The sequence below is a fragment of the Heliobacterium mobile genome (assembly GCF_009720735.1).
In the GTDB taxonomy this organism is placed as follows: domain Bacteria; phylum Bacillota; class Desulfitobacteriia; order Heliobacteriales; family Heliobacteriaceae; genus Heliobacterium; species Heliobacterium mobile.
The window spans coordinates 242,680-266,014 of record NZ_WNKU01000001.1 but is presented as its reverse complement, the minus strand read 5'-3'; the positions used below and the strand labels follow the sequence as shown (position 1 = coordinate 266,014).

25 protein-coding genes are annotated in these 23,335 nt (G+C 53.5%); 1 reads left to right on the top strand and 24 read right to left on the bottom strand.

Annotated features, from left to right (window positions below):
- Positions 1-67: 67 nt before the first annotated feature.
- The 15 genes from carB to ileS form a co-directional block, all read right to left on the bottom strand.
- Positions 68-3,289 (bottom strand): carbamoyl-phosphate synthase large subunit, encoded by a 3,222-nt coding sequence (carB, locus tag GJ688_RS01305; RefSeq protein ID WP_155474716.1) that lies wholly within the window; start codon positions 3,287-3,289, stop codon positions 68-70.
- Positions 3,282-4,376: a glutamine-hydrolyzing carbamoyl-phosphate synthase small subunit gene (gene carA, locus GJ688_RS01300; protein ID WP_170291545.1), complete on the bottom strand. Its 1,095-nt coding sequence runs from the start codon at positions 4,374-4,376 to the stop codon at positions 3,282-3,284. Before carA ends, carB begins: the two co-directional genes overlap by 8 nt.
- 365 nt (positions 4,377-4,741) lie before the next feature.
- Positions 4,742-6,043, bottom strand: coding sequence for a dihydroorotase (locus GJ688_RS01295; RefSeq protein ID WP_170291544.1), 1,302 nt, complete (start codon positions 6,041-6,043; stop codon positions 4,742-4,744).
- Positions 6,027-6,962: an aspartate carbamoyltransferase catalytic subunit gene (locus tag GJ688_RS01290; protein WP_155474714.1), complete on the bottom strand. Its 936-nt coding sequence runs from the start codon at positions 6,960-6,962 to the stop codon at positions 6,027-6,029. The genes GJ688_RS01295 and GJ688_RS01290 overlap by 17 nt, the downstream gene beginning before the upstream one ends.
- Before the next feature lie 78 nt (positions 6,963-7,040).
- Positions 7,041-7,589, bottom strand: a complete 549-nt coding sequence (gene pyrR, locus GJ688_RS01285) for a bifunctional pyr operon transcriptional regulator/uracil phosphoribosyltransferase PyrR (protein ID WP_155474713.1) — start codon at positions 7,587-7,589, stop codon at positions 7,041-7,043.
- 13 nt (positions 7,590-7,602) lie between these two features.
- Positions 7,603-7,746 carry a hypothetical protein gene (locus GJ688_RS01280; RefSeq protein ID WP_155474712.1) on the bottom strand — a complete coding sequence of 48 codons (144 nt, stop codon included), beginning with the start codon at positions 7,744-7,746 and terminating at the stop codon, positions 7,603-7,605.
- 78 nt (positions 7,747-7,824) lie between these two features.
- The gene (locus GJ688_RS01275; protein WP_328597284.1) at positions 7,825-8,781 is read right to left on the bottom strand and encodes an RluA family pseudouridine synthase; all 957 of its coding nucleotides are present in this window, start codon (positions 8,779-8,781) and stop codon (positions 7,825-7,827) included.
- The gene (gene lspA / locus GJ688_RS01270) at positions 8,771-9,289 is read right to left on the bottom strand and encodes a signal peptidase II (RefSeq protein WP_155474711.1); all 519 of its coding nucleotides are present in this window, start codon (positions 9,287-9,289) and stop codon (positions 8,771-8,773) included. Before lspA ends, GJ688_RS01275 begins: the two co-directional genes overlap by 11 nt.
- Before the next feature lie 103 nt (positions 9,290-9,392).
- The gene (locus GJ688_RS01265; RefSeq protein ID WP_155474710.1) at positions 9,393-9,674 is read right to left on the bottom strand and encodes an alpha/beta-type small acid-soluble spore protein; all 282 of its coding nucleotides are present in this window, start codon (positions 9,672-9,674) and stop codon (positions 9,393-9,395) included.
- Positions 9,675-9,833: 159 nt separating this feature from the next.
- Positions 9,834-10,559: a TraR/DksA C4-type zinc finger protein gene (locus GJ688_RS01260; protein WP_170291543.1), complete on the bottom strand. Its 726-nt coding sequence runs from the start codon at positions 10,557-10,559 to the stop codon at positions 9,834-9,836.
- A gap of 18 nt (positions 10,560-10,577) precedes the next feature.
- A complete protein-coding gene (locus GJ688_RS01255) occupies positions 10,578-10,889 on the bottom strand; it encodes a DUF5665 domain-containing protein (RefSeq protein WP_155474708.1) in 312 nt (103 codons plus the stop codon).
- Positions 10,890-11,184: 295 nt separating this feature from the next.
- A complete protein-coding gene (locus GJ688_RS01250; RefSeq protein WP_155474707.1) occupies positions 11,185-12,552 on the bottom strand; it encodes a PFL family protein in 1,368 nt (455 codons plus the stop codon).
- Between the two features lie 28 nt (positions 12,553-12,580).
- Positions 12,581-12,871, bottom strand: a complete 291-nt coding sequence (locus GJ688_RS01245) for an ACT domain-containing protein (RefSeq protein ID WP_155474932.1) — start codon at positions 12,869-12,871, stop codon at positions 12,581-12,583.
- A gap of 127 nt (positions 12,872-12,998) precedes the next feature.
- Positions 12,999-13,607: a phosphate propanoyltransferase gene (locus tag GJ688_RS01240; protein ID WP_328597283.1), complete on the bottom strand. Its 609-nt coding sequence runs from the start codon at positions 13,605-13,607 to the stop codon at positions 12,999-13,001.
- 96 nt (positions 13,608-13,703) lie between these two features.
- A complete protein-coding gene (gene ileS / locus GJ688_RS01235; RefSeq protein WP_235910700.1) occupies positions 13,704-16,433 on the bottom strand; it encodes an isoleucine--tRNA ligase in 2,730 nt (909 codons plus the stop codon).
- Between the two features lie 178 nt (positions 16,434-16,611).
- On the opposite strand from ileS, the gene GJ688_RS01230 reads away from it, so the two are divergent.
- Entirely contained in the window at positions 16,612-16,767 is a 156-nt protein-coding gene (locus GJ688_RS01230) for a hypothetical protein (protein ID WP_155474705.1), read from the top strand.
- Between the two features lie 32 nt (positions 16,768-16,799).
- Here the strand turns inward: GJ688_RS01230 and GJ688_RS01225 are convergent, their stop codons facing one another.
- The 9 genes from GJ688_RS01225 to uraA all read right to left on the bottom strand — a co-directional run bounded on the left by GJ688_RS01225 (position 16,800) and on the right by uraA (position 23,229).
- A complete protein-coding gene (locus GJ688_RS01225; protein ID WP_155474930.1) occupies positions 16,800-17,105 on the bottom strand; it encodes a DUF167 domain-containing protein in 306 nt (101 codons plus the stop codon).
- Positions 17,105-17,695: a DivIVA domain-containing protein gene (locus GJ688_RS01220; RefSeq protein WP_155474704.1), complete on the bottom strand. Its 591-nt coding sequence runs from the start codon at positions 17,693-17,695 to the stop codon at positions 17,105-17,107. Before GJ688_RS01220 ends, GJ688_RS01225 begins: the two co-directional genes overlap by 1 nt.
- A gap of 17 nt (positions 17,696-17,712) precedes the next feature.
- Positions 17,713-18,444 carry a YlmH family RNA-binding protein gene (locus GJ688_RS01215; protein WP_170291541.1) on the bottom strand — a complete coding sequence of 244 codons (732 nt, stop codon included), beginning with the start codon at positions 18,442-18,444 and terminating at the stop codon, positions 17,713-17,715.
- 60 nt (positions 18,445-18,504) lie between these two features.
- Positions 18,505-18,768 carry a YggT family protein gene (locus GJ688_RS01210; protein ID WP_235910643.1) on the bottom strand — a complete coding sequence of 88 codons (264 nt, stop codon included), beginning with the start codon at positions 18,766-18,768 and terminating at the stop codon, positions 18,505-18,507.
- 53 nt (positions 18,769-18,821) lie between these two features.
- Entirely contained in the window at positions 18,822-19,646 is an 825-nt protein-coding gene (gene proC / locus GJ688_RS01205; RefSeq protein ID WP_207708722.1) for a pyrroline-5-carboxylate reductase, read from the bottom strand.
- Between the two features lie 14 nt (positions 19,647-19,660).
- Entirely contained in the window at positions 19,661-20,137 is a 477-nt protein-coding gene (locus tag GJ688_RS01200) for a cell division protein SepF (RefSeq protein ID WP_155474702.1), read from the bottom strand.
- Positions 20,138-20,155: 18 nt separating this feature from the next.
- A complete protein-coding gene (locus GJ688_RS01195; protein ID WP_155474701.1) occupies positions 20,156-20,845 on the bottom strand; it encodes a YggS family pyridoxal phosphate-dependent enzyme in 690 nt (229 codons plus the stop codon).
- A 94-nt stretch (positions 20,846-20,939) separates the two neighbouring features.
- Positions 20,940-21,929 carry an HlyD family efflux transporter periplasmic adaptor subunit gene (locus GJ688_RS01190; RefSeq protein ID WP_155474700.1) on the bottom strand — a complete coding sequence of 330 codons (990 nt, stop codon included), beginning with the start codon at positions 21,927-21,929 and terminating at the stop codon, positions 20,940-20,942.
- A 28-nt stretch (positions 21,930-21,957) separates the two neighbouring features.
- A complete protein-coding gene (uraA, locus tag GJ688_RS01185) occupies positions 21,958-23,229 on the bottom strand; it encodes a uracil permease (RefSeq protein WP_155474699.1) in 1,272 nt (423 codons plus the stop codon).
- Between the last annotated feature and the right edge of the window lie 106 nt (positions 23,230-23,335).

Below are 23,335 nucleotides of genomic sequence, written 5' to 3'. Positions count from 1 at the left end.
CCAACTGAAGGGGTACCTGAAAATATGTCCGGCCCCTGGAGGGGCCGGACTTTATTTGAAACGTTCCTTACTTCAAGTACTCCTGCAGTGGGATCATATCGAAATTTCCGCCGCTTTGTATGGTACTCAAGGTCTGCAAAAGCACGCGGGCAGTGTCGAGAGAGGTTAAGCAGGGCACCGAGTGCTCTACGGCAGACCGGCGGATACGGAAACCGTCCCGTTCGGGCTGTTTGCCTTTCGTTAAGGTGTTGATGATCAACTGCACCTTGTCTTCCCGAACGAGATCGATCAGGTGGGGCGAGCCTTCCCCGATTTTGTTTACCCGTTGTACCGGAACACCAGCTGCTTGCAGCGCGTCAGCCGTACCGGCCGTGGCGACCAAAGAGTATCCCAGGTCGACGAATTCTTTCAGCAGGGGAATTGACTCTTCTTTGTCCTTATCGGCTACAGTGGCGAGAATAGTGCCGCCTGTGGGGATATCCATGCCGGCAGCGACGAGGGCTTTGTAAAAAGCTTTGTGGAAGTCGGCGTCAACGCCCAAAACTTCGCCCGTCGATTTCATTTCCGGTCCGAGCGATGTTTCCACATCGAGAAGCTTTCCGAAGGAGAAGACCGGCGCTTTGACAGCCGTGTAAGCCGGTGTCGGGGCCAAGCCGCCTTTGTATCCCTGCTGAGCCAGTGTTTCGCCTAAGATGATTCGGGTGGCGATGGTGATCATGGGGATGCCCGTAATTTTGGACAGGTAGGGTACGGTCCGGCTGGAACGAGGGTTGACTTCGATGACATAGATTTGATCTTCATGGAGAACATACTGGATATTGAGCACGCCTTTAACCTTTAAGTGCAAAGCTAATCGCGTAGTGTAATCGATGACGACGTCGATCTGCTCTTTCGTCAAACCATGGGCGGGATATACGGCGATGGAGTCACCAGAGTGAACGCCAGCCCGTTCGACGTGTTCCATGATCCCCGGGATGAGGACTTGTTCACCGTCGGCAATGGCATCCACTTCGATTTCCTTGCCGACGAGGTATTTGTCGACGAGGACAGGGTGGTTGGGGTTCACTTTCACTGCCGTGGACATATAATTGATCAGTTCATCATCGCTATAGACGATTTCCATGGCCCGTCCACCGAGCACATAGGAAGGACGAACCAGGACGGGATATTCAATCTCTTGAGCCACTTCCAAAGCGCCTTCCACAGAGGTGGCCGTCCGTCCGGGGGGCTTGGACAATCCCAGTTCGATGAGCACTTGGTCGAAGCGGTCCCGGTCTTCGGCCCGATCGATATCTTCGACGGACGTTCCCAGGATTTTGAAACCAGCTTTTTCGAGAGGACCCGCTAAGTTGATCGCCGTCTGTCCGCCAAACTGGACGATAACGCCTTCCGGTTTTTCTTTGCTCAAGATATGAATGACATCTTCCGGGAGGAGCGGCTCAAAATAGAGCCGATCAGAAGTATCAAAGTCAGTCGATACGGTCTCAGGGTTGTTGTTGATGATGACTGATTCATAGCCGGCGTCACGAATCGACCAGACGGAGTGAACAGAGCAGTAATCAAACTCGATCCCCTGGCCAATGCGGATGGGACCAGAGCCGATGACGGCGATTTTCGGCCGTTCAGTCGGGCCGGCTTCATCTTCCTGGTCGTAGGAAGAGTAGAAATAAGGCGTTTCCGCTTCGAACTCTGCGGCACAGGTATCGACCATTTTATAGACAGGACGGAGGTTCTGATCAAAGCGGTAGTTGCGGATGGTGAGTTCATCGACACCGATGATCCGGACTAAGTCAGCATCGGCAAAGCCCATCGATTTTGCTTTTTTCAGTGTCTCCGCCGGTACCGCTTCGATACCTTTCCCATGCCACTGGGACAGTTCCTGTTCCATGTTGACGATATTGCGAATCTTGCTGAGGAAGAAATAATCGATCTTGGTGAGACCGTGAATCCGATCGTTGTCCCAACCGCGGCGCATCGCTTCGGCCAGGACAAAGAGCCGCCGGTCGTCAGCTTCCACCATGGCTTTTTCCAGGGCCTCTTCATCCCATGCATCGATGCCTTTGTGCCAGAGGCCGACGACACCCATTTCGAGGGAGCGGACAGCCTTCATGAGGGCCGGTTCAAAGGCCCGGTCGATGGCCATGACCTCACCGGTCGCTTTCATCTGTGTTCCCAGCGTCCGGCGAGCATCTTCAAACTTGTCAAAGGGCCAGCGGGGAATCTTCATGACTACATAGTCTAGAGCCGGCTCAAAGCAAGCGTAAGTCTTACCGGTGACAGCGTTCTTAATTTCGTCCAGGGTTTTGCCGATGGCGATCTTCGCGGCCACTTTGGCGATGGGGTAGCCCGTGGCTTTAGAAGCGAGCGCCGAAGAGCGGCTGACCCGGGGGTTCACTTCGATGACGATATATTTATAAGAGTAGGGATCTAAGGCGTATTGGACGTTGCAGCCTCCTTGAATACCGAGGGCGCGGATGATCTTCAAAGAGGCCGTGCGCAGCATCTGGTATTCTTTGTCGGCTAAGGTTTGCGACGGGGCAACGACGATCGAATCGCCTGTATGAATCCCTACCGGGTCGATGTTTTCCATGTTACATACGGTGATACAGTTATTGGCGCTGTCGCGGATGACTTCATATTCGATCTCTTTCCAACCAGCGACGCTGCGCTCGACCAGGATTTGATGGATAGCGGAGTGCTTCAGCCCTCTGATGGAGATCGCTTTTAGCTCTTCCATGTTATGAGCGATGCCGCCGCCAGTGCCGCCAAGGGTGTAGGCGGGTCGAATGATCAGCGGGAATCCGACAGCTTCTCCGAATTCAAGGGCAGCTTCCAGCGTTTCAACGATCGTCGACTCGGGTACCGGTTCTCCGATCTGTTCCATCATTTCCTTAAACAATTCCCGGTCTTCCGCTTTTTCGATGGCAGACAGGGGCGTTCCTAGTAAGCGCACACCCAGTTCGTCGAGTACACCGCTTTTGGCGAGAGAACGGGCGATGTTCAGGCCAACCTGACCACCTAAAGTAGGCAGCAAACCGTCGGGGCGTTCTTTTTTCAAGATGCGAGTGACGAATTCCGGTGTCAGCGGTTCGATATAGACCCGGTCGGCGATGTTGGCATCGGTCATGATGGTGGCCGGGTTGGAGTTGACCAGGATGACTTCCAGCCCTTCTTCTTTCAGGGCCCGGCATGCCTGTGTACCGGCATAGTCAAATTCGGCAGCTTGGCCGATGATGATCGGGCCGGAGCCGATGACCATCACGCGGTGCAGTGTAGGATCCTTAGGCATTCGAAGCCCCCCCTTCAAATTGTTTCATCATTTCTACAAAACGGTCGAAGAGATACCCCGAATCATCCGGTCCAGGGCTGGCTTCAGGGTGATACTGTACGGAGAAGGCAGGAATTTTCTGGAACGAGAGCCCTTCGACAGAACCGTCGTTCAGATTGATATGGGACACGGTGACGCCTTCGGGAATCTGCTCCCCATCTACGACAAAGCCATGGTTCTGGCTGGTGATATAGACACGGCCCGTGCTCAAATCTTTGACGGGATGGTTCGAGCCACGGTGTCCGAAGGGCAATTTGTAGGTCTTACAACCGATGGCTCGCGCCATGATCTGATGGCCCAGGCAGATGCCGAAGACCGGTTTGACACCGAGTAGTATCTGAACGGTCGCGGCGGCGTAAGGTACGTCCTGCGGGTCCCCAGGGCCGTTGGAGAGCATGATACCGTCGGGGTTCATGGCGAGCACTTCTTCGGCTGATGTACGAGCCGGCACGACGGTGACCCGGCATCCCCGTTGATGGAGGGAGCGGGCGATGTTTTCCTTAGCACCGAAGTCCATGAGTACCACATTCAGGCCGTCATTTTCCATGGTGAAGGGTTTGTCCGTCGTCACTTCGTCGACGAGAGGCTGCCCGGAGATATGGGGGGCCTGCTGGGCTTGCGCTTTCAAGGCTTCCAGATCGACCACTTCACCGCAGCCGATGATGCCCCGCATGGTTCCGTGATTGCGCAGCCGGCGGGTCAAGGCACGGGTATCTACGCCAGAAAGGCCGATGACACCGGTCCGTTTCAGATAAGCATCTATCGTCTCTTCACAACGCCAGTTGGAAGGTTCTTCGGCCCACTCCCGGACGATAAATCCCCGGAGGAAGGGCCGACGCGATTCAAAATCTTCAGGGTTGACGCCGTAGTTGCCGATCAGCGGATAGGTCATCACGACGATTTGCCCGCAATAAGAAGGATCAGTCAGCAGTTCCTGATAACCAGTCATCCCAGTATTAAATACAACCTCACCGGTACGTTCGCCTACCGCACCAAAAGCTTGGCCTTCCCAAACGGAACCGTCTTCTAGGACCAAGTACCCTTTCACAATGGATAACCTCCCTATATTTGTGCGTGAATGGGCCAGCGGCCCTGTGATAGGTATTCATTCTTTATCTTTATCTTTATCTGTATTTGTACAGTAGAAGTGTCACTTAATGGTGTATTGTGGTAAATCGGGGGCGTAATGGCTCCATTCGCTAAGGGCTTCACGGCTGTTCGCTCGGTTGCTCCGCGGGTGCGCCAAACCTCTGGGTTTTTCTGCATGTTAACCGTGGCGCACTTTTCCGCTTCGCAACTTTCGCTCTCGACGCCGTTACGCCCAAAACGCTCAATCCGTCATTACACCCCAGATTTCTCCATCATGTACAATCCTCCGAATATATTGCCTTATGCGGTAATAAAGGTGTTCGTCTAGCCTTGTACTAACTGACGGTCGATCATAACCACCCGCCCGCCTACAATCGTCGTCACCGGCCATGACTGCAATGTCCAACCTACGAAGGGAGTGTTGCGCCCTTTCGATTGCCACCCCTCTAAGGTGACCGTTTCTTTCCGTTCCGTATCGATGACAGTGACATCGGCTGGAGAGCCGACAGTCAAGGTGCCGCCGGCAAGTCCCAACCGGCGAGCCGGATTGACTGTAAGCATGGCGACCAGCTCATTCACCGTCAGGCAGCCTGTTTCAATGAGCTCTTTCCAGTAGAGGGGCCAGGCCGTCTCCAAGCCGGAGATCCCGAAGGGAGCGTAATTATATTCGCGGGCCTTTTCTTCGGCCGTATGGGGCGCATGATCCGTTGCCAAGATGGTCAGCACGCCCTCTTTTAAACCTTGTTTCAATGCTTCCCGGTCTTTGTCTGCACGGAGGGGCGGATTGACCTTCGTCGATGTATCAAAGCCTTCTACAGCCCTATCGGTCAAAGCGAGATGGTGGGGACAAACTTCCCCAGTCACGTCGACACCGCGCTGGCGAGCTTGACGGATCAGTTCTACCGAACCGGCTGTAGAGACGTGGGCGATGTGGACAGGGGCGCCGACGCTCTCGGCCAGCAAGATTTCACGAGCCACCATGATTTCTTCCGCTGCTGCCGGAATCCCCCGCAAGCCGAGCACAGTGGACCAGTAGCCTTCATGCATGACGCCGTCCTTAGCCAGTTCCGGGTCTTCACAGTGGCTGATGATGACCTTACCGACCATTTGGGCATAACTCATGGCGAGCCGCATGATATCGGAACGAGGCACCGGTTTGCCATCGTCGGAGAAAGCGACAGCACCGCAGGCAGCCATATCGGCCATTTCAGCCAGTTCCTGACCGGAAGATCCTTTCGTAATCGCTCCGATGGGGTAGACCCGGACAGACCCGGTGGCTTGGGCACGAGCTTTCAAAAACTCGACACCGGTTTGAGAGTCGCAAACAGGATTTGTATTCGGCATGGCACAGACGGCTGTGAATCCGCCTCGAGCAGCTGCGCGAGTTCCAGCAGCGATGGTCTCCTTCGCCTCGCCTCCGGGTTCCCGCAGGTGGCAGTGGATATCGATCAAGCCGGGGATGACCAGCTTTCCTGTCGCATCAATCACTTGGACTTGTTTGGAGGCTGCCTCGCCAGTGGAGTTACCTACCGCTTTGATGACCCCATTCTCGATATATACATCGGCGATCTGGTCGACTCCGTTCGCTGGGTCGATGACACGACCGCCTTTAATGAGCAATTCCACTGCTCGTCCCTCCCATCAAGTACAAAATAGCCATCCGCACAGCGACACCGTTCGTCACCTGTTCTTCAATGGCAGCGAAGTCGGCATCGGCCACATCATCGGCGATTTCCACACCCCGGTTCATCGGACCGGGGTGTAGCACCAGTACATCCGGTTTGCACCGTTTTAACCGTTCCTGATTCAAGCCAAAAGTGCGGGCATATTCACGGATCGTCGGGAAAAGACCTTTCTGTTGCCGCTCTAATTGAAGCCTTAAGACGTTGACCACATCGGCTCCTTCCAATGCTTCATCGATTCGGGTATAGGCTTTGACGCCAAGCTCGGCGATATCAGGCGGGAGCAGTGTGGATGGTCCGCAGACACGGACATCGGCGCCCATGGTCCGCAGTCCCCAGATGTTCGAACGGGCTACGCGGGAGTGAAAGATATCGCCTAAAATGGTCACGGTCAACCCCTGCAGCGTCCCTTTTCGTTCCCGGATGGTGAACATGTCCAACAAGGCTTGCGTCGGGTGCTCATGGGCACCGTCGCCAGCGTTGACAATGCGGGCTTTCACGTGTTTCGCGAGCAAGTGAGGCGCCCCAGACGCACCGTGACGAATGATGATGATGTCTGTCCCCATGGCGTCAATCGTCTTGCCTGTGTCGATGAGCGACTCCCCTTTGACAACGGAAGAGCTAGAGGCGGCAATATTGACCGTATCGGCACTCATGTACTTTCCAGCCAGTTCAAAGGAGGTTCTGGTTCTTGTCGACGCTTCGTAAAAAAGACATACCACCGATTTTCCGCGCATCGTAGGAACCTTTTTTATGTCTCGACCGATGATATCTTTCATGGGGGCGGCTGTATCGAGAATCAGTTCAATGTCCTTCTTTTCCAGGCCGCGCAATCCCAGCAAATCTTTGTGGCGCCAACTCATCGCATATATCCTCCTTTTTCCTATGCCGACGGATGTCATAAAAAAACCTCCGGGGAAAATCCCGGAAGGCCCGGCGCATCATTCAGCCATATCCTGAATAGAAACGCCTTCTTCTCCGTCCACTTCAGCGACGCAAACAGAGATCACTTCTCGTTTGGATGTGGGAACATTTTTGCCGACAAAATCGGCTCGGATGGGCAATTCACGATGGCCCCGATCGATCAGCACAGCCAGTTGAATCGCTTGAGGACGACCAATATCGATAAGTGCATCTAAAGCGGCTCGAACGGTCCGACCGGTATAGAGCACATCGTCAACCAAGACAACCGTTTTTTTCGTGAGAGAAAAAGGAACTTCCGTTTTGTGGATCACTGGTTGTACATCCAGCGTCGTCAAGTCATCTCGATAGAGAGTGATATCCAGTGCTCCCAAAGGGACTTGGACGCCTTCGATTTCTTGAATCTTCTGTTGCAGTCGAAGGGCCAGGGGCACTCCGCGCCGGCGAATCCCAACCAAAACCAGATCTTTTACACCTTGGTTCTTCTCCAGGATTTCATGAGCGATGCGGGTGATGGCACGGCGAATCGTCTCTTCGTTCATCAGTTGAGCTTTGTCCGTTAAATTCATTTAACCCTGCCTCCTATTGCCGGCGGACAGCAAAAAAGCCTATCCATACCGGTTTTCCGGCAAAGATAGGCTTATCGTCTATAGAAGTATGCCACTGTTTCGAAATTCGATTCATTTCGACAACGGTGTACATGTATTCCTCTGTCACGATACCCATACCTTGCCGGCCTCACGGGACCGATTTAAAGGGGGTTGTTCTTCAGATATTGTACCGCATATCGCCGATCCATGTCAATCACTTGTTTGATCTCAATGTCTCAAGGACCTTTTGAAATGTCTCGGGAGGCTCCGCCTGAAAAGTCATCTCCCGGCCGTCATGAGGGTGGGTAAAATCAAGCCGATGGGCATGTAACGCCTGTCCTTCCAGACCAAAGGCCGCCTTTTTCGGCCCATACTTCGGATCACCGGCAACTGGATGGCCGATGTAAGCCATATGGACTCGAATCTGGTGGGTCCGGCCTGTTTCCAGATTACAACGCACCAAGGAAAAACCACTTTCTGGAAAGCGTTCTAACACGCGAAGGTGAGTCACCGAAGCTTTGCCACTGGAGACCACGGCCATTTTCTGCCGGTCCTTCGGATCTCTGCCGATGGGAGCGTCAATTCGACCGGTCTCAGCACCGATGATCCCATGGACGATCGCGAGATACTCCCGGCGAACTAAGTGATCTTTCACCTGTTCGGCCAAGTGTATATGGGCCTCATCATGCTTAGCCACCACGAGGAGCCCCGATGTGTCTTTATCGATTCGGTGAACGATACCGGGTCGCAGTTCACCATTGATTCCCGACAAATCCTTAATGTGATAGAGCAAAGCGTTGACCAGGGTTCCTGAAGTATGGCCTTCGGCCGGATGAACGACCAGGCCTGCCGATTTGTTAATCACAGCCACATGAGCATCTTGATAGACGATGTCTATCGGTATGTTCTCCGGAATGATTTCAGTGCTGACCGGTTCCGCAGGAACCACCTCTATCCGGTCTCCCGGACGAAGTCGATAGTTCGCTTTTACGGTCATCCCTTCCACTTTGATGAGACCCTCTTTAATCCAGTTTTGACCATGGGTTCTCGACGGAACGAGTTCCCGGTTTACCAACCAGACATCGAGACGGCTGTCTACCTCTTCGGGAAGGGTGGCAAAAACCATTGGAAAGTCTTCATCTGTCTCTACATTCTTCGCATTACGATTCACCGGATCCCACCGTTTCCTGCTGCGCAAGTTTTTTATCTTCCGTCTCTGGCGTGATGATGAGACTGATTAAAATCAAAGTTACACCGATCGTAATCGCCGTATCGGCCATGTTGAAGACGGGAAAAACACGGAAGTCTAAAAAGTCCACTACGAGTCCAGTTCGAAGCCTGTCGATCAGGTTTCCAACGGCTCCACCGGCTTGTAAGGCTAATCCAAGGCGAAATAAAAACTGTTCCGGCGGTACGGTTCGGTAGAAATAAAGGATCGCAGCGATGACGACGATCGTGACCGCCACGAAAAAGATGGTCTTATTGGCCATCATGCCGAAAGCGGCGCCAGGATTGAGAATATAGGTTAAGTGAAATATGTTCGGTATGATGGGAATTGATTCGTACTCAGCCATATTGCTTTGGACAATGTATTTCGTCCATTGGTCGACAACCATGGCGCCCAATAGAATCAGCCAGAAAACTCGGTCACTGACCTTCCATTTGGGATTCAACTTCATTGCTCAGACCCCTTCCATCTTAGCGGTCTGCCTAATTTTAGCATAATGGCTTATCTGGGCGCAAGAATAAGGGTCAGCCCGAAGGCTGACCCTATGGTAACCCTTATCGGCCGGAGTCTTGCAGAGCGCCTTGTTGGGCATCCTGACCGGCAGACTGGGCAAGCGTAGCAGAAACACCGTTGCTTTGAGCTAGCTGTTGCTCAGCCAATTGGACCATTTTCTTGGTCATAAATCCACCGATGGAGCCAACTTCGCGAGTCGTCATATTCTCCCAGCCAGCACTTTGGACCTTGTTGGCGAGACCGATTTCAGAAGCAACTTCATACTTAAAGCGGTCCAGAGCGCTCTGAGCGCCAGGGAACGCGGCTCTTCTGCGGTTAGGCATCCTCTTTCTCACCTCCCTCCTCGTTGTCTAGGCATAGAATGCCTCAAAGGGGCGCCTTTCATATTATGAAGCTACTGTTAATTTCCTAAGGCTTTGGTCGAATGACCAGGCTATGACAGCGCTGGTGATCAGTTGAATGTATAAAAGCTACGGGCCGGCTTACAGACTTTTTGGACCCTCTTCGTCGTCGACTCCATTCATATCCTGATAGAAGACTCCGTCCTCCCCTTTTTCAACGGGAATCATCTCGATCGCTTCTGTCCCGCCGATGCGTTCACCGTGGTCGGGATAGATGCCGGGGTTATATTCCGGCGTGAACTCCACATCGCTCGGTGTGTCTGAACTGCCGTACCGGGCCACCTGCTGCCAGGCGTCTTCTCCATCGAACATGATCGGATCGTTCTCATCACGGTCGGTGCCGTGTTCCCCGATGACAAAGAGGTGATCGGATTGGCCGCCCCAGGGATAGGGCGGAACATCTTCTTCGATGGGCCGTGGATGCCGGTCAGGGTGAGTTTCCTCTTCATGGCGCTGGCAATCGATACAGAGCAAGGCTGTCGGCATCGCTTCCAATCGTTCCTGGAAGATGCTGTTGCCGCAGAGCTGGCAAAAGCCGTACTTGCCTTCGCTGATGCGCCGTTTCGCTTCTAAGACCTCATCGAGTTCACGGCTGAGCCGGTCACGGGTGCCCAGGTCTTTGCCTCGCTCAAAAACTTCCGAGCCGATGTCGGCGGGGTGGTTGTCATAAGCGCTTAGCTCTTGAATCGACTCGTCCAGTGACTCGCCGAGATGGTTATGAGTCATATGGTAGAGTTGGTCCCGGATCTCTGTTTCCATGGCGTTCAGACGCCACCAAGCGGCTTCATGAGGAGACAATTCGGTCACAGCCATCCCTCATTTCTTTTAGATTCGCAGTTGAACTTGAACCATGCGAACGATCTCAGCGATAAATCCGCCGATGAGCGGAAGATTTAATACCACCAGTTCCCGGAGAATGTAAAGGGCCACGGCACCAAGTATGGTAAAGCCGACGGTCATGCCTAACCCGCGGGCCATACCGGCCAGAAAATTCAAGTACATCATCCGTTTGGGATTATTGAGCATCTCCACATATTCGGATACTTTGATTTTTTCAATATCCTCCGATAGGGAGTTCATGCGTTCATTCAGTTGTTCGATTAAGGCATGATCGAGTCGACGGTGATCACTGCTCATTTTGCCCACCTACCCGACCATAGTATCTGTAAACTTTTTCTTGTTTCATCCGTGATCGACCAAGTTATTTGATCATCTCCGCTGTGCAACAGAAGCCCCATTCTTAATGGTACATCGTGGTAAATCGGGGTGTAATGACGCCGCTCCGCCAAAAAGGCTCACTCCGTCATTACACCCCAGATTTTGCCTTTAAATACAATAATCCTGTTAATACTTGCCCATAAATATAAAAAGCCATCTTCCATTGGAAGATGGCAAAAATAATCACCAATAAGGTCTATGGAAAAGGAATCCCTTAATTGTTCAGCGCTTGCAGAGGCGCCGGAATTCGACCGCCCCGGGCGATGAACGCGGACGAACTGAAGTTATGCACGGGCATGACGGGGGCATGGCCGAGGAGACCGCCGAACTCAACATGGTCGCCCACCTTTTTCCCGGGGACGGGGATGACGCGCACCGCTGTGGTCTTGCGGTTGATCATGCCGATAGCCGCTTCATCAGCGATGATCGCTGAGAGAGTTTCCGCAGGCGTGTCGCCGGGAACAGCGATCATGTCCAAGCCGACGGAGCAGACGCAGGTCATCGCTTCCAGTTTATCGAGTGTAAGCGCCCCCGCTTCCACGGCGGCGATCATGCCGGCATCTTCACTGACGGGGATAAAGGCGCCCGATAAGCCGCCCACATAGGAGGAGGCCATGGCACCGCCTTTTTTGACGGCGTCGTTCAACATGGCCAAGGCTGCTGTGGTACCATGGGTGCCGCAACGCTCCAGCCCCATCGCCTCGAGGATGTCGGCGACGCTGTCACCGATGGCCGGCGTAGGCGCTAAGGATAGATCGACGATGCCGAAGGGAACGCCGAGACTCTCTGAGGCAGCGCGGCCAACAAGCTCACCCATGCGGGTGATTTTAAAGGCCGTATGTTTGATCGCTGAGGCTAAGGTCCCAAAATCGCAGTGGGGATCCTTGCGGACAGCATTGAGCACAACACCGGGACCGCTGACACCGACGTTGATGACACACTCGGGCTCTCCAATGCCATGAAAAGCTCCGGCCATGAAAGGGTTGTCCTCAGGCACGTTACAGAAGACGACCAGCTTCGCGCAGGCCAGGCCATCCCGGTCGGCAGAAGCTTTCGCAGCCGCTTTGACGACTCGTCCCATCAGTGCGACAGCGTCCATATTGATACCTGCTTTGGTCGTCGCCACGTTGACAGAAGCACAAACCCGCTCCGTCGTGCTCAACGCCTCTGGAAGCGAATCGATGAGCGCCTTATCTCCGGGAGTCATCCCTTTGTGAACAAGGGCTGAGTATCCGCCGATAAAGTTGACGCCCACTTCTTTGGCTGCCTCATCTAAAGCGCGGGCCACGATAGTGTATCCCTCCAAGCCCATGCTTTCGGCCACCAAAGCGATTGGGGTTACCGAAATCCTTTTGTTGATGATAGGGATGCCGTAGCGCCGTTCGATCTCTTCCCCGACAGGCACGAGGTTTTTGGCAGTCCGGGTGACTTTGTCGTAGATAGCTTGAGCCGTAGCCTTCGCATCGGTCCGGCAGCAGTCGCGCAAGGATATGCCCATGGTGATGGTCCGGATATCGAGATTCTCCATCTGAACCATCCGTATCGTTTCCAGGATCTCCTGAGTTGTGATTGACAGAGGCATGAGTGATTATCCCTCCAACCCGGATCGATTAAATCCGGTGCATGAATTTAAAAACGTCCTCGTGTTGAGCCATGATTTGAACACCAAGTTCGTTGCCCTTTTGTTCTAAAGTCGCCCGCAATTGATCATAGCTGATCGTGGCAACGGCCATATCGATGACCATGATCATCGAAAAGATTTCCCCTTGCATGATCGTCTGGCTGATATCTAAGATATTGGCTCCGGCATCGGCAATAATGGTCGCCACGCTGGCAATGATCCCTACACGGTCCTGACCCAGCACGGTCACGATGACACGGTTTTCCTTTTTCTCCGACATTGACTCATTCACTCCTTAGAAATATCAAAGGGGCACCGCCCCCTTGGAATACCTGGAATCGGTCATCCCAATATATTCGGGGTAGTACCCTTAACTCCTGCAAGCGCTCTTATTTTGTCGAAAAAGCTCAAAGCAGCAGGTTCACGAACTGGCCATTTTTCATGAGGGCTCCGTTCGCTTCGTCCGTATCGACATGCATCTCCGACGCAAAGGATTCATGAACCCGGATCAGGACTTGGTCGAAGCGCACTCCCCGAGGTCCGCCGACTTCCACGGAGATGCGTTGCTTATCTTTGACGCCAAGTTGAGATGCCTCTTGGGGATTGAGATGGATGTGACGGGCCGCGACGATAGCTCCCTCCGGTAAGGCCACTTCCCCTTTTGGGCCCACGAGCGTAATACCTGGGGTATCCTTCAAATCGCCAGAGTCGCGGATCACCGGCGGAATCCCCAGCTTATAACAATCGGTCACAGAGATCTCAACCTGGGACTGTTTTCTCAGGGGCATCAAGAGACGCACCCCTTCGATCAGTCCCTTCGGTCCCATTAAGGTAACTGCGTCTTTCGTGGCGTATTGGCCCGGTTGGGAAAGGTCCTTCATAAAAACCGGTTCATATCCCTCGCCAAAGAGACTGACCAGATCCTCTTTCGCCAAATGGAAATGCCGGTTGGATATTCCTACACTGACTTGCTTTATCGTTCCCGTGCCTGTCTTATCGGCCACCAGTTCGAGCACGCTCTCCTTCCCCCTCATCAAAGTCCTCGTCATCGTTTAGGATGACCGAGGACTTTGATGCTATGAGTCAGGAAGGTTAGGAGTTATTGGTTTAGCTCACACTGATTCGCCAATCGCGGCAGCACAACGAGGGCAGACGGTGGGATGATCTTCGCTTTGTCCCACTTGTTCGCTGTAGTTCCAGCAGCGTTCACACTTTTGTCCCGGCGCTTTTTCCACGGTGACGGCGACTCCAGGCAGCTCCGCATCCTGGAATGCCTCCGCCGGTGCGTCCTTGAGAGAGATCAGTTGCACCGCTGACACGATGAAGAAGGTGGCCAGATCTTCTTTGCTCAAGAAAGCTTGTAGCTCTTCGTCAACATAGAGAGTCACCTTTGCCTCCAGCGAGTGCCCGATCACTTTCGACTGGCGGGCATTTTCTAAGGCTTTCGAGACGCGGGTACGGATCTCCAGCATCCGATCCATTTTTTTGGCTAATGTATCGTCGATAAATTTGCTGTCAAACTGAGGCCAACCGGCGGTCTGAACCGTATTCGACTGTTCTTTGGCGCCGGGCAGGTATCCCCAAACCTCTTCGGCCGTAAAGCTGATGAAGGGGGCTAACATGCGCACGAGGGCATCGGCCGTTAAATAAAGAACGGTCTGAGCCGAGCGGCGTTCCGGCGATTTCGCCGGCGATGCGTAGAGTCGATCCTTGATGATGTCGAGATATAAGGCGCTCATGTCGACGGCGCAGAAATTGTGAATCGCATGGTAGACCACATGGAACTCATAGTTCCGGCAAGCTGTCGTCACCCGTTGGATGAGCTTATGGAGCGCCATCATGGCCCAGCGGTCCAACTCGGTCATCTGCTCAAAGGGGACCGTATCCGCTTTCGGATCGAAGTCGGCAATATTTCCGAGGAAGTAGCGGAAGGTGTTGCGGATCTTCCGGTAGCCGTCAGCGATTTGCCGCAAGATATTGGGCGACACGGCAACATCGTTCCGGTAGTCGACGGAAGCGACCCACAAACGCAAGATGTCAGCACCCATATCTTTGATGACAGCCAGAGGATCGACGCCGTTACCGAGGGATTTGGACATCTTGCGGCCTTGCTCATCGACGAGGAAGCCATGGGTCAAGACGGCCTTATAGGGAGCCGTTCCCTTCGTGGCGACGGCTGTCGATAAGGAGGAGTTGAACCAGCCGCGGTGTTGGTCTGAACCTTCGAGATAGAGGTCCGCCGGGAAATGAAGATTCTCCCGCGTTTCCAAGACCGCCTGGTGAGAAGAGCCTGAGTCAAACCACACGTCCATGATGTCGGTCTCTTTGCGGAAGTGCTGATGGCCGCACTTACCGCAGGCCAGTCCCGGCGGAACGAGTTCGTCCGCTTCCTTGGCGAACCAGACATCAGAACCATGCTCTTTGAAAAGCCCTTGGATATGGCTGATGGTTTCGTCGTTGATGATCGTTTCACCGCAATCGGCGCAGTAGAAGATGGGAATGGGAACACCCCAGGTCCGCTGCCGGGAGATACACCAGTCTCCCCGATCGGCAACCATATTATGGATGCGGTCACGTCCCCAAGCTGGGATCCAACGGACCTGATCGATCGCATCGAGGGCTTCCTTACGGAATCCGTCGATGGAGGCAAACCACTGCTCTGTAGCCCGGAAGAGGATCGGGTGCTTACAACGCCAGCAGTGGGGATACTGGTGCTTGATCTTATCGGCCTTGATCAGCAAGCCGCGGTTTTTTAACTCTTCGATGACGGCCGGATTGGCTTGCGTCGTCGACATGCCGGCGAAGATGCCGCCTTCGGCGGTGAATTTGCCGCGGAAGTCAACGGGAGAGATGACAGGTAAGTTATAAACCTTACCCACCTGGAAGTCTTCGACACCATGACCGGGCGCAGTATGAACGCAGCCGGTACCTTGTTCCAAGGTGACATGGTCTCCGACGATGACTAAGGAATCCCGGTCCACAAAGGGATGGCGGCAGATCGCTTTTTCCAGATCGCGCCCTTCGAATTCCTGCAAGATCTGGCCGCCTTCGAGACCGCTGTCAGCCATGAAGCGCGCCAGCAGTTCTTTCGCAACGACCAGTTTGTCGTCGCCGAACTGGACAAGCACATAGGCAAATTCGGGATGGACCGTGATGGCTACGTTCGCCGGTAAGGTCCAGGGGGTCGTCGTCCAGATGACCACATAGGCATCTTCTACGGGGAAGAGCCCTTTGGCATCCTGCACAGGGAATTTTACGTAGATGGAGGGCGATTCCTTGTCACCGTACTCCACTTCTGCTTCGGCTAAGGCCGTTTCGCAGGAAGCGCACCAGTATACCGGTTTAAGGCCTTTATAGATATAGCCTTTCTTGGCCATTTCGCCGAAGACACCGATCTGAGCCGCCTCGAACTCCGGTTGCAGCGTCAGATAGGGATGGTCCCAGTCGCCGCGAACACCAAGCCGTTTAAATTCCTCTCGCTGGATGCCGACGTACTTCATGGCGTAGTCATGGCAGCGGCGGCGAAACTCGACCGTCGATACAGCATGGCGGTTTAAACCTAATGCCTTGATCGCCTGTTGTTCAATGGGAAGGCCATGCGTATCCCAGCCTGGTATATATGGCGCGTCGTAGCCATCCATGGAATGAAACTTGACGATAAAATCTTTTAAGACTTTATTCAGTGTGTGACCTAAGTGGATATCACCGTTGGCATAAGGGGGTCCATCATGGAGGATGAATTTCGGCTTCCCGGCGTTTGCCTTAGCCACTGCTTCATAAAGGTCGATCTCTTCCCAGAACTTTTGAATGTCCGGTTCCCGTTTTGGCAAGTTGGCCCGCATCGGAAATTCCGTTTGGGGTAAATTCAACGTTTTGCTGTAATCGAGGGGTTCTTTCCCACTCACAGTTATCTCACCTCGTTTAAAACTAAAAAACTCCCACCCCTGTAGAAAGGGGCGAGAGTGTTCTCGCGGTACCACCCTTGATCATCTCGCCGTAGGAAGAGGCGAGACCTCGTGTATGCGGGTAACGGCCGCCACCGGCGCCGCCTACTCCCTCTTTCGGCAACGCAGCTCCCGGGGGATATGCGGGCAGCGTCCTTGGCCTGGCTTCCACCGTCCCAGGTTCGCTGTCAACGACCTTCTACTCGCACCTGTCCCGTTCAACGCCATGTAAGCGATTATGTCGAACAAAAGATATCTTTAGTATTATACCGAGGAAGTCTGTTTACTGTCAAACAGTTTCAAGATCTGTTCCTTGCTCACGCCGATGACCTCTACTGTTTTCGTGCGCGAAGTCTCCCCGGCGACCAACCGCACCTGGCTCTTCGGCAGCGAAAGGGTTTTCGCAAAAAACGCTTGGCAAGCCCCGTTCGCTTCCCCATCGACAGGAGGTGCCGTCAGGCGAACTTTCAAGGCGTCGTCCAAGAGACCGCAAACCTCATTTTTCGATGCCCGGGGCTGAACGCGAATCTTAAAGCGAACGCCGCCAGGCACTTCTTGGACCCACAACATCAATCGTCACTGTCCTCATGGAAATGGCTCGGAACCTGAACGTCTTCCCCGGAATAGGGTTTATGCCCGCCGGGCAATCGAACATCCTGATTCAAAAAAGGAATCTTTCCAGGAGGTATCGTGGCCTCAAGGGTCACTGCCGCTTCATCGCGCGCCTCTTCTTTGAATGCTTCCAGTTGAGAAGTCAGCATAGCCCGGAACTGGACTCGAAACTGGCGTGCCTGGTTGCGCATATGTTCATATTCCCGTTCTATTTCGGACTTCTTGGCTCGGGCCGACTCTAAGATCTTCTCTGCCTGCATGCGAGCTTCTTTCACTCTCAGTTCTGCTTCCCGCTCCGCCGAAAGACGTACTTCCTCCGCCGTACGCTGAGCCAATACCAGTGTATTGTTTAAGGTCTCTTCGAGGTGACGATAGCGGAGCAAGTTTTCCTCCGTATGGGCCACTTGCTCTTTCAGCAGGATGTTCTCTTTGTATAATTCCTCATGAGCCTGAGAAACCTGCCGCAAGAAATCTTCCACCTCTTCCGGCTTATAACCCCAGGCGCCTTTCCGAAACTGCTTCTGATGAATCTCCAGTGGGGTCAGCATTTGCAAAACCTCCTTGGCTACCGGTCAACAGGCTGCCAAATCGTTATTCGGATGCGTCCTTTTTTCGTAGGTCCGCCGATTTCCCGCAGAATAGCACGGCCAAAACCGCGCAAAGACAAGATATCTTTGACGGAAGCCATGCGGCTTCCGTCGCTCGTCTCTAACCCGTTTACACGCAGCAATCCTCGCGAGATGGCTTCATCGGCTTTGGAGCGAGATAAATGCCAAATGGCCGCCACGATAGCGTCAAATCGTAAGGACGCCACCGTGACCGACTTCTCCTCACCTTTTTCGATGAAGTCCGGCTTTTCATCGCCATCCCCTAAGCGCACCGATAAGGGGAACCGTTGAACTTGGTTCCAGTGAGCTTCCACATACGCAGCCACATCACGGTCCACGAGAACGGCACAACCCTTTTTCGTCAGCTTCAAGTCGCCCATTTTTTCTCGACGGATCCCTAGACCCAACAAAGATCCTAAATAATCGCGGTGACCGATTTTGTCAACTTCTCCCCGAACTTCTCCCATGAGCCAGCAACTTCGGCTGTCCGGCAACTCCCACTCTCCCGGCAAAAGAACCAATCGTTTCCGCTCTGCTTCAGGATAGCCCCCATCGTCCAAGACAGATACATCGTCAAGGCCCCGCAAGATATCCATCGCTGTTTTGAGCAGAAACGGTTCCAGAAAGTCTGTAACCTGCTGCTTAGAGGAACGCCGGCACAGCTCAGCAAGGTCGATAATGCGTGCCATTTTCTCCCTGACCTCTCCCGGCGGGAGGTGAGAGAGCATCCGTTCTCGATGAAACCCCATTTAGAGGATCAACCGGATAAGGACAGACTCCACCAGTTCCAACAGAAAGTAGCCTAAAATCGGTGAAAAATCGAGAGGCAAGCTGCGGGGAACCGGAATGATGCGGCGCAAAGGTCCGAGAACAGGCTCTGTCAAATCATAGATGAAACGAAAAATGGTGCTCTCCGGATTGTGAGGAAAATAGGAGATGATCACACGAACGACGATGAAGAACTTCATCACGTCAAAGGCAGTCCGTACGATGTCATAGGCAGTAAAACTCAAGAGTAAACCCCCGTTCCTAAAAAAACCCGGCGTTGCCGCCGGGTCCTTTTAGCTTATTGGGAACCCGACAGTTCACGGGCTCGTTTGGTTCCGGCATGGACGGCGGCAAAGACGGCCGAACGGAAACCGCCGTCTTCCAGCGCTTGCACGCCAGCGATCGTCGTTCCACCAGGCGATGTCACCTTGTCTCGCTCTATGGCCGGATGATTTCCAGTCTCGATCAGCAGCTGGGCTGAACCGATGACCGTCTGAATCGCTAGTTTGCGAGCCAGATCCCTCGTTAAACCTTCTTTTACACCGGCGTCGATCAACGCTTCGATGAAAAGGTATACATAGGCTGGACCACTCCCGCTGAAACCGGTCACGGCATTGAGGTAAGTTTCCGGAAGGACTTCAGCGATTCCTACGGCTTCCAATAAAGCTTTCGCCGTCTGCACATCCTGTTCCGATACCGCCCTTCCCCCCGCGAGGGCTGAGGCGCCTTTGCCGATCAAGGCTGGCGTATTGGGCATCACCCGAATCAGCGGAACTTCCGGTGAAAGCCAGCTCTCCAACTGCGCCAACGTAATTCCGGCGGCGATGGAAATGACGAGATGCTTGGAGCAAATGGCTGTCTTCAAGGGGGTCAGCACCGCAGGCAACACTTGCGGTTTTACGGCCAGCACGACAATATCGCTTTGCTCACAGACGACGGAGTTATCGGAGGTCGTCTGCACAGCCATTTCGCTTTGCAGATAAGCAAGGCGAGATGGGTTGGGGTCTGATACGGTGATGGCTTGAGGTGGCACGAGACGGACTAAACCGCTCAACAAGGCTTCCGCCATGGCCCCCCCGCCGATAAAACCGATACGGCGGTTTTCTAACAGGGAAACGTTCAACCTTCTATTCCTCCTTACCCCTTGCTGGCCCAAGCCAGAGGAGTGCGGATAGTGTCTTCAACACTGATCTCGCCGGAGATATCGACGTTGCTCGGGGCAAATACAAAGATATGAGCGCCCACTTTTTGCATCGATCCGTTCAATGCATAGGTAGTGCCGCAGACAAAGTCGATGACCCGCTGGGCCATTTCGCGATCAGCCTTCTCCAAGTTTAGGATAACCTGACGGCGATTTTTTAGATGGTCGGCTACATTTTTTGCTTCGTCAAAGGTTTTCGGTTCGATGACCACAACCTTCAACTCCTTCTTCTGCCGTTCCGACACGAGACTGACAACGGGTGCTGCCGGTCGTTCGACCCGCTCCACCATCCGTCGGGCGAAGGAAGATTCCTTTTCCTCCGTCTTTTGTGCTTGAGGTTCTTGTTCCTCAACTTCCTCGATTTCGTCCCCCAGCCCCATCAGGCTGTAGAACTTTTCCATGATTTTGGCCATTGCCAATGCTCCTCCTCCCTATCGGCGTTCACCAAAGAGGCCTGAACCGACCCGAACTATGGTGGCGCCTTCTTCAACGGCAACTTCATAATCGTTCGTCATTCCCATGGACAGATGCTGCATCTCTACCCGAGCCAAGTTCAGTTCACGGACTTCCAGAGACAGTTGGCGTAACTCTCGAAAGACCCAGCGGATCTCCTCCGAATTGTCCACAAAGGGAGCCATCGTCATCAGTCCGCGAATATGTACCCCGTCCAGACTGGAGAGACTCCTCAAGAAAGGAACCAGTTCTTGCTTGGGTACGCCATGCTTAGACTCTTCCCCGGAGACGTTGACCTCGACTAAACAGTCGATGGGACGCTGTAAAAGGCCCGCATGCTTGTGGATGGCCTCAGCTAAGGACAGCCTGTCTAAGGAGTGAATCAGTTCTACCTTGTCATAAATGTATTTCACTTTGTTGGTCTGCAGGGTGCCGATGATGTGCCATCGCACAGGTCCTTGGACATGGGGGTATTTGCTGAGCAGTTCCTGTACCCGGTTCTCGCCGAGTCGAAACTGGCCCGCATCGACGACTTGTTGAATCGTCTCCACAGGGACTGTTTTAGTGACCGCTAACAGTTGGACCTCTTCTGGTGCTCGACCGCCCCGCAAGGCAGCTTCTCTAATCTTTTGGCGTACACGGTCCAAATTTTCTACAATATGGCCCATGATCGCTCAATCCCTTCACTACGCTCGTATTTCGCCGTCCAACAGGGAAATCCTGCTAACTTCTACCTTGAATTCTAACCTTTTCTTAAGTTTTTTATTTAATTTCTTGTCCTTCTTTGAGGAGCGTCGGATTTTGAATGACGAGCAGGCCCTCTTCGAGTCCGTCTACGATCACCTGTTCGTCGACGGTGTAGACTAGGTTGACGTTCCGCCATTCGGCTCGGTTCTTCACACTGACCCAGACGCCCTGTTCCCCGTTACGTTCCACAAGAGAACTCTTGGGCAGCAGTATGCCTTTGTGGACCTTGTCCACCAGCAACAACGGCATCGTTCGAGCCTTGAGCACTTCCATGGGCGGGTTAGACAATTGAATCAATGCCCACACATCGTCGCCGCCGCGGACATTAAGCACCTTCCCGTAAAAATTCGGCCCAGCGGCATTTATCGCCAAGGTCACCCGGCGCGCCGGAACGAGAGGACCGCCCAGATCTTTCACGTTGTAATGAATGAGAAAATAGGCTTTTTCTAGGTTATCGACGACTTTGAATAGGGGCGTTCCTTTCTGGACTACCGAATCGGGATTAACCTCCCAGGGCTTTTCCCGTAAAGAGGCCAGTTGCTCCGGGTTGAGTTCATCGAGCACCCGTGAGTTGAGCACTTCCTCTAATCCGTCCATACGGTAACTGATCAGGCCGGCCCGAGGAGAAAAGACATCCTGTAAAGACCCCATTTCGCTTCCGGAGGGGTTTAATTCCTTAATTTTAACGACCGGGGCGCCAACACGGGCTCGTTCCCCGTCGTTCACCAGCCGTTGAACACGACCGGAAAGGGGGGCATTGACGATAAATTCATCGCGGATAACCCATCCCGGCAGCGGACGTGTTTCCGAGAGCTGCCCCATTTTGGCTGGTTGCACTTCAACGACGACTTTCACGAACATCCCTGTGATCTTGTCTTTCAACCACCAACCACCCAATCCAGCTAACAGCAAGACGGCAAACAGGGCTGAGAGGCGCAGGAACGCTAGGCGTCGCCGCTTTTTCAACGCCTCTTTTCCAACTGGAACCATGGTCAGCCGGGACATGGATCCACCCCTCTATCTACATGTTACGTTAATCCCCTTGCGTAGGGCCTTCATTGGACATACCGGTCACGTCCAATACTTTAAAGATGAGGCTTAAGAGAATCGCCACGACGGTGGCTAAAGACATCCCCTTCAGCGCGATGGGACCCCAGGTGAGGCTCGCGCCGCTGATGCCGATGATGAGCACGACAGAAGTTAAAATCAGATTGGTCGCTTTGGAGTAGTCCACCTTGGCCTCCACGAGCATACGGATTCCCGATGCGGCGATGACCCCAAATAGCAACATTGACACACCGCCCATGACCGGGCTCGGAATCGCTTGGATCGCCGCAGCCAGCTTACCGAAAAAGGACAGGATGATGGCGAAGATGGCGGCACCGCCGAGTACCCATGTAGAGTAGACTTTGGTGATGGCCAAAACGCCGATATTTTCCCCATAGGTGGTGTTGGGAGTGGAACCAAAGAAGCCCGATAACAAGGTCGACAGGCCATTCCCAAGCAGCGAACGGTGTAAGCCGGGATCTTTCGACAAATCCCTGCCGACGATATTGCTGGTCACCACCAAATGACCGATATGCTCTGCGATAACCACCAGGGCTGCCGGCATGATCACGGCGATCGCTTCCCACTTAAAGATGGGCGTATAGAAGGCCGGTGCCGCTACCCACTTGGCATTCTCCACAAGGGTCCAATCGACCATCCCAAGACCGCTCGACAAGGTATACCCGGCCAGGACACCGATCAAGATGGGAATGATCGCTAAAAAGCCTCGGAAAACGACAGACCCTAAGATGGTGACGGCTAAGGTAAAGACTGAGACGACGATGGCTTTCGGATCAAAGGCGGTACCCGGGTCAGGAAGAAACCCTGCCATCTTGGCGGCTACCGGCGCGAGTTCTAAACCGATTACGGCCACAATGGCGCCCATGGCTGCCGGCGGGAAAACGACGTCGATCCAGCTTGTCCCAATCACTTTGATCAGTAAGGCAACTAAAGTGAAGATGAGGCCAACGACGATAAACCCACCGAGGGCTCCCTCATATCCATATTGAGGGATCACCACCAGAACGGGAGAAATAAAGGCGAAACTAGACCCCAGATAAGCAGGAATCTTACCTTTACAAATGAGCATATAGAGGAGAGTGCCGATTCCGTTAAACAGCAGGATAGTGGCTGGGCTCACTTGAAATAGCAGAGGTACGAGAACCGTGGCACCGAACATGGCGAAAAGATGTTGAAGGCTCAAAGGAATCGTCTGCAGCAGCGGTAAACGTTCGTCAACTTGGATCTCGCGTTTCATTGCAATTGCTCTCTCCTTACAAATGTCGTTATGTAGTTGTCATTTTTAATTTGATGGCTAAAGCGATGGGGTCGCGGCCTAATTTCCCCTCCTTTTTGGCGTGATT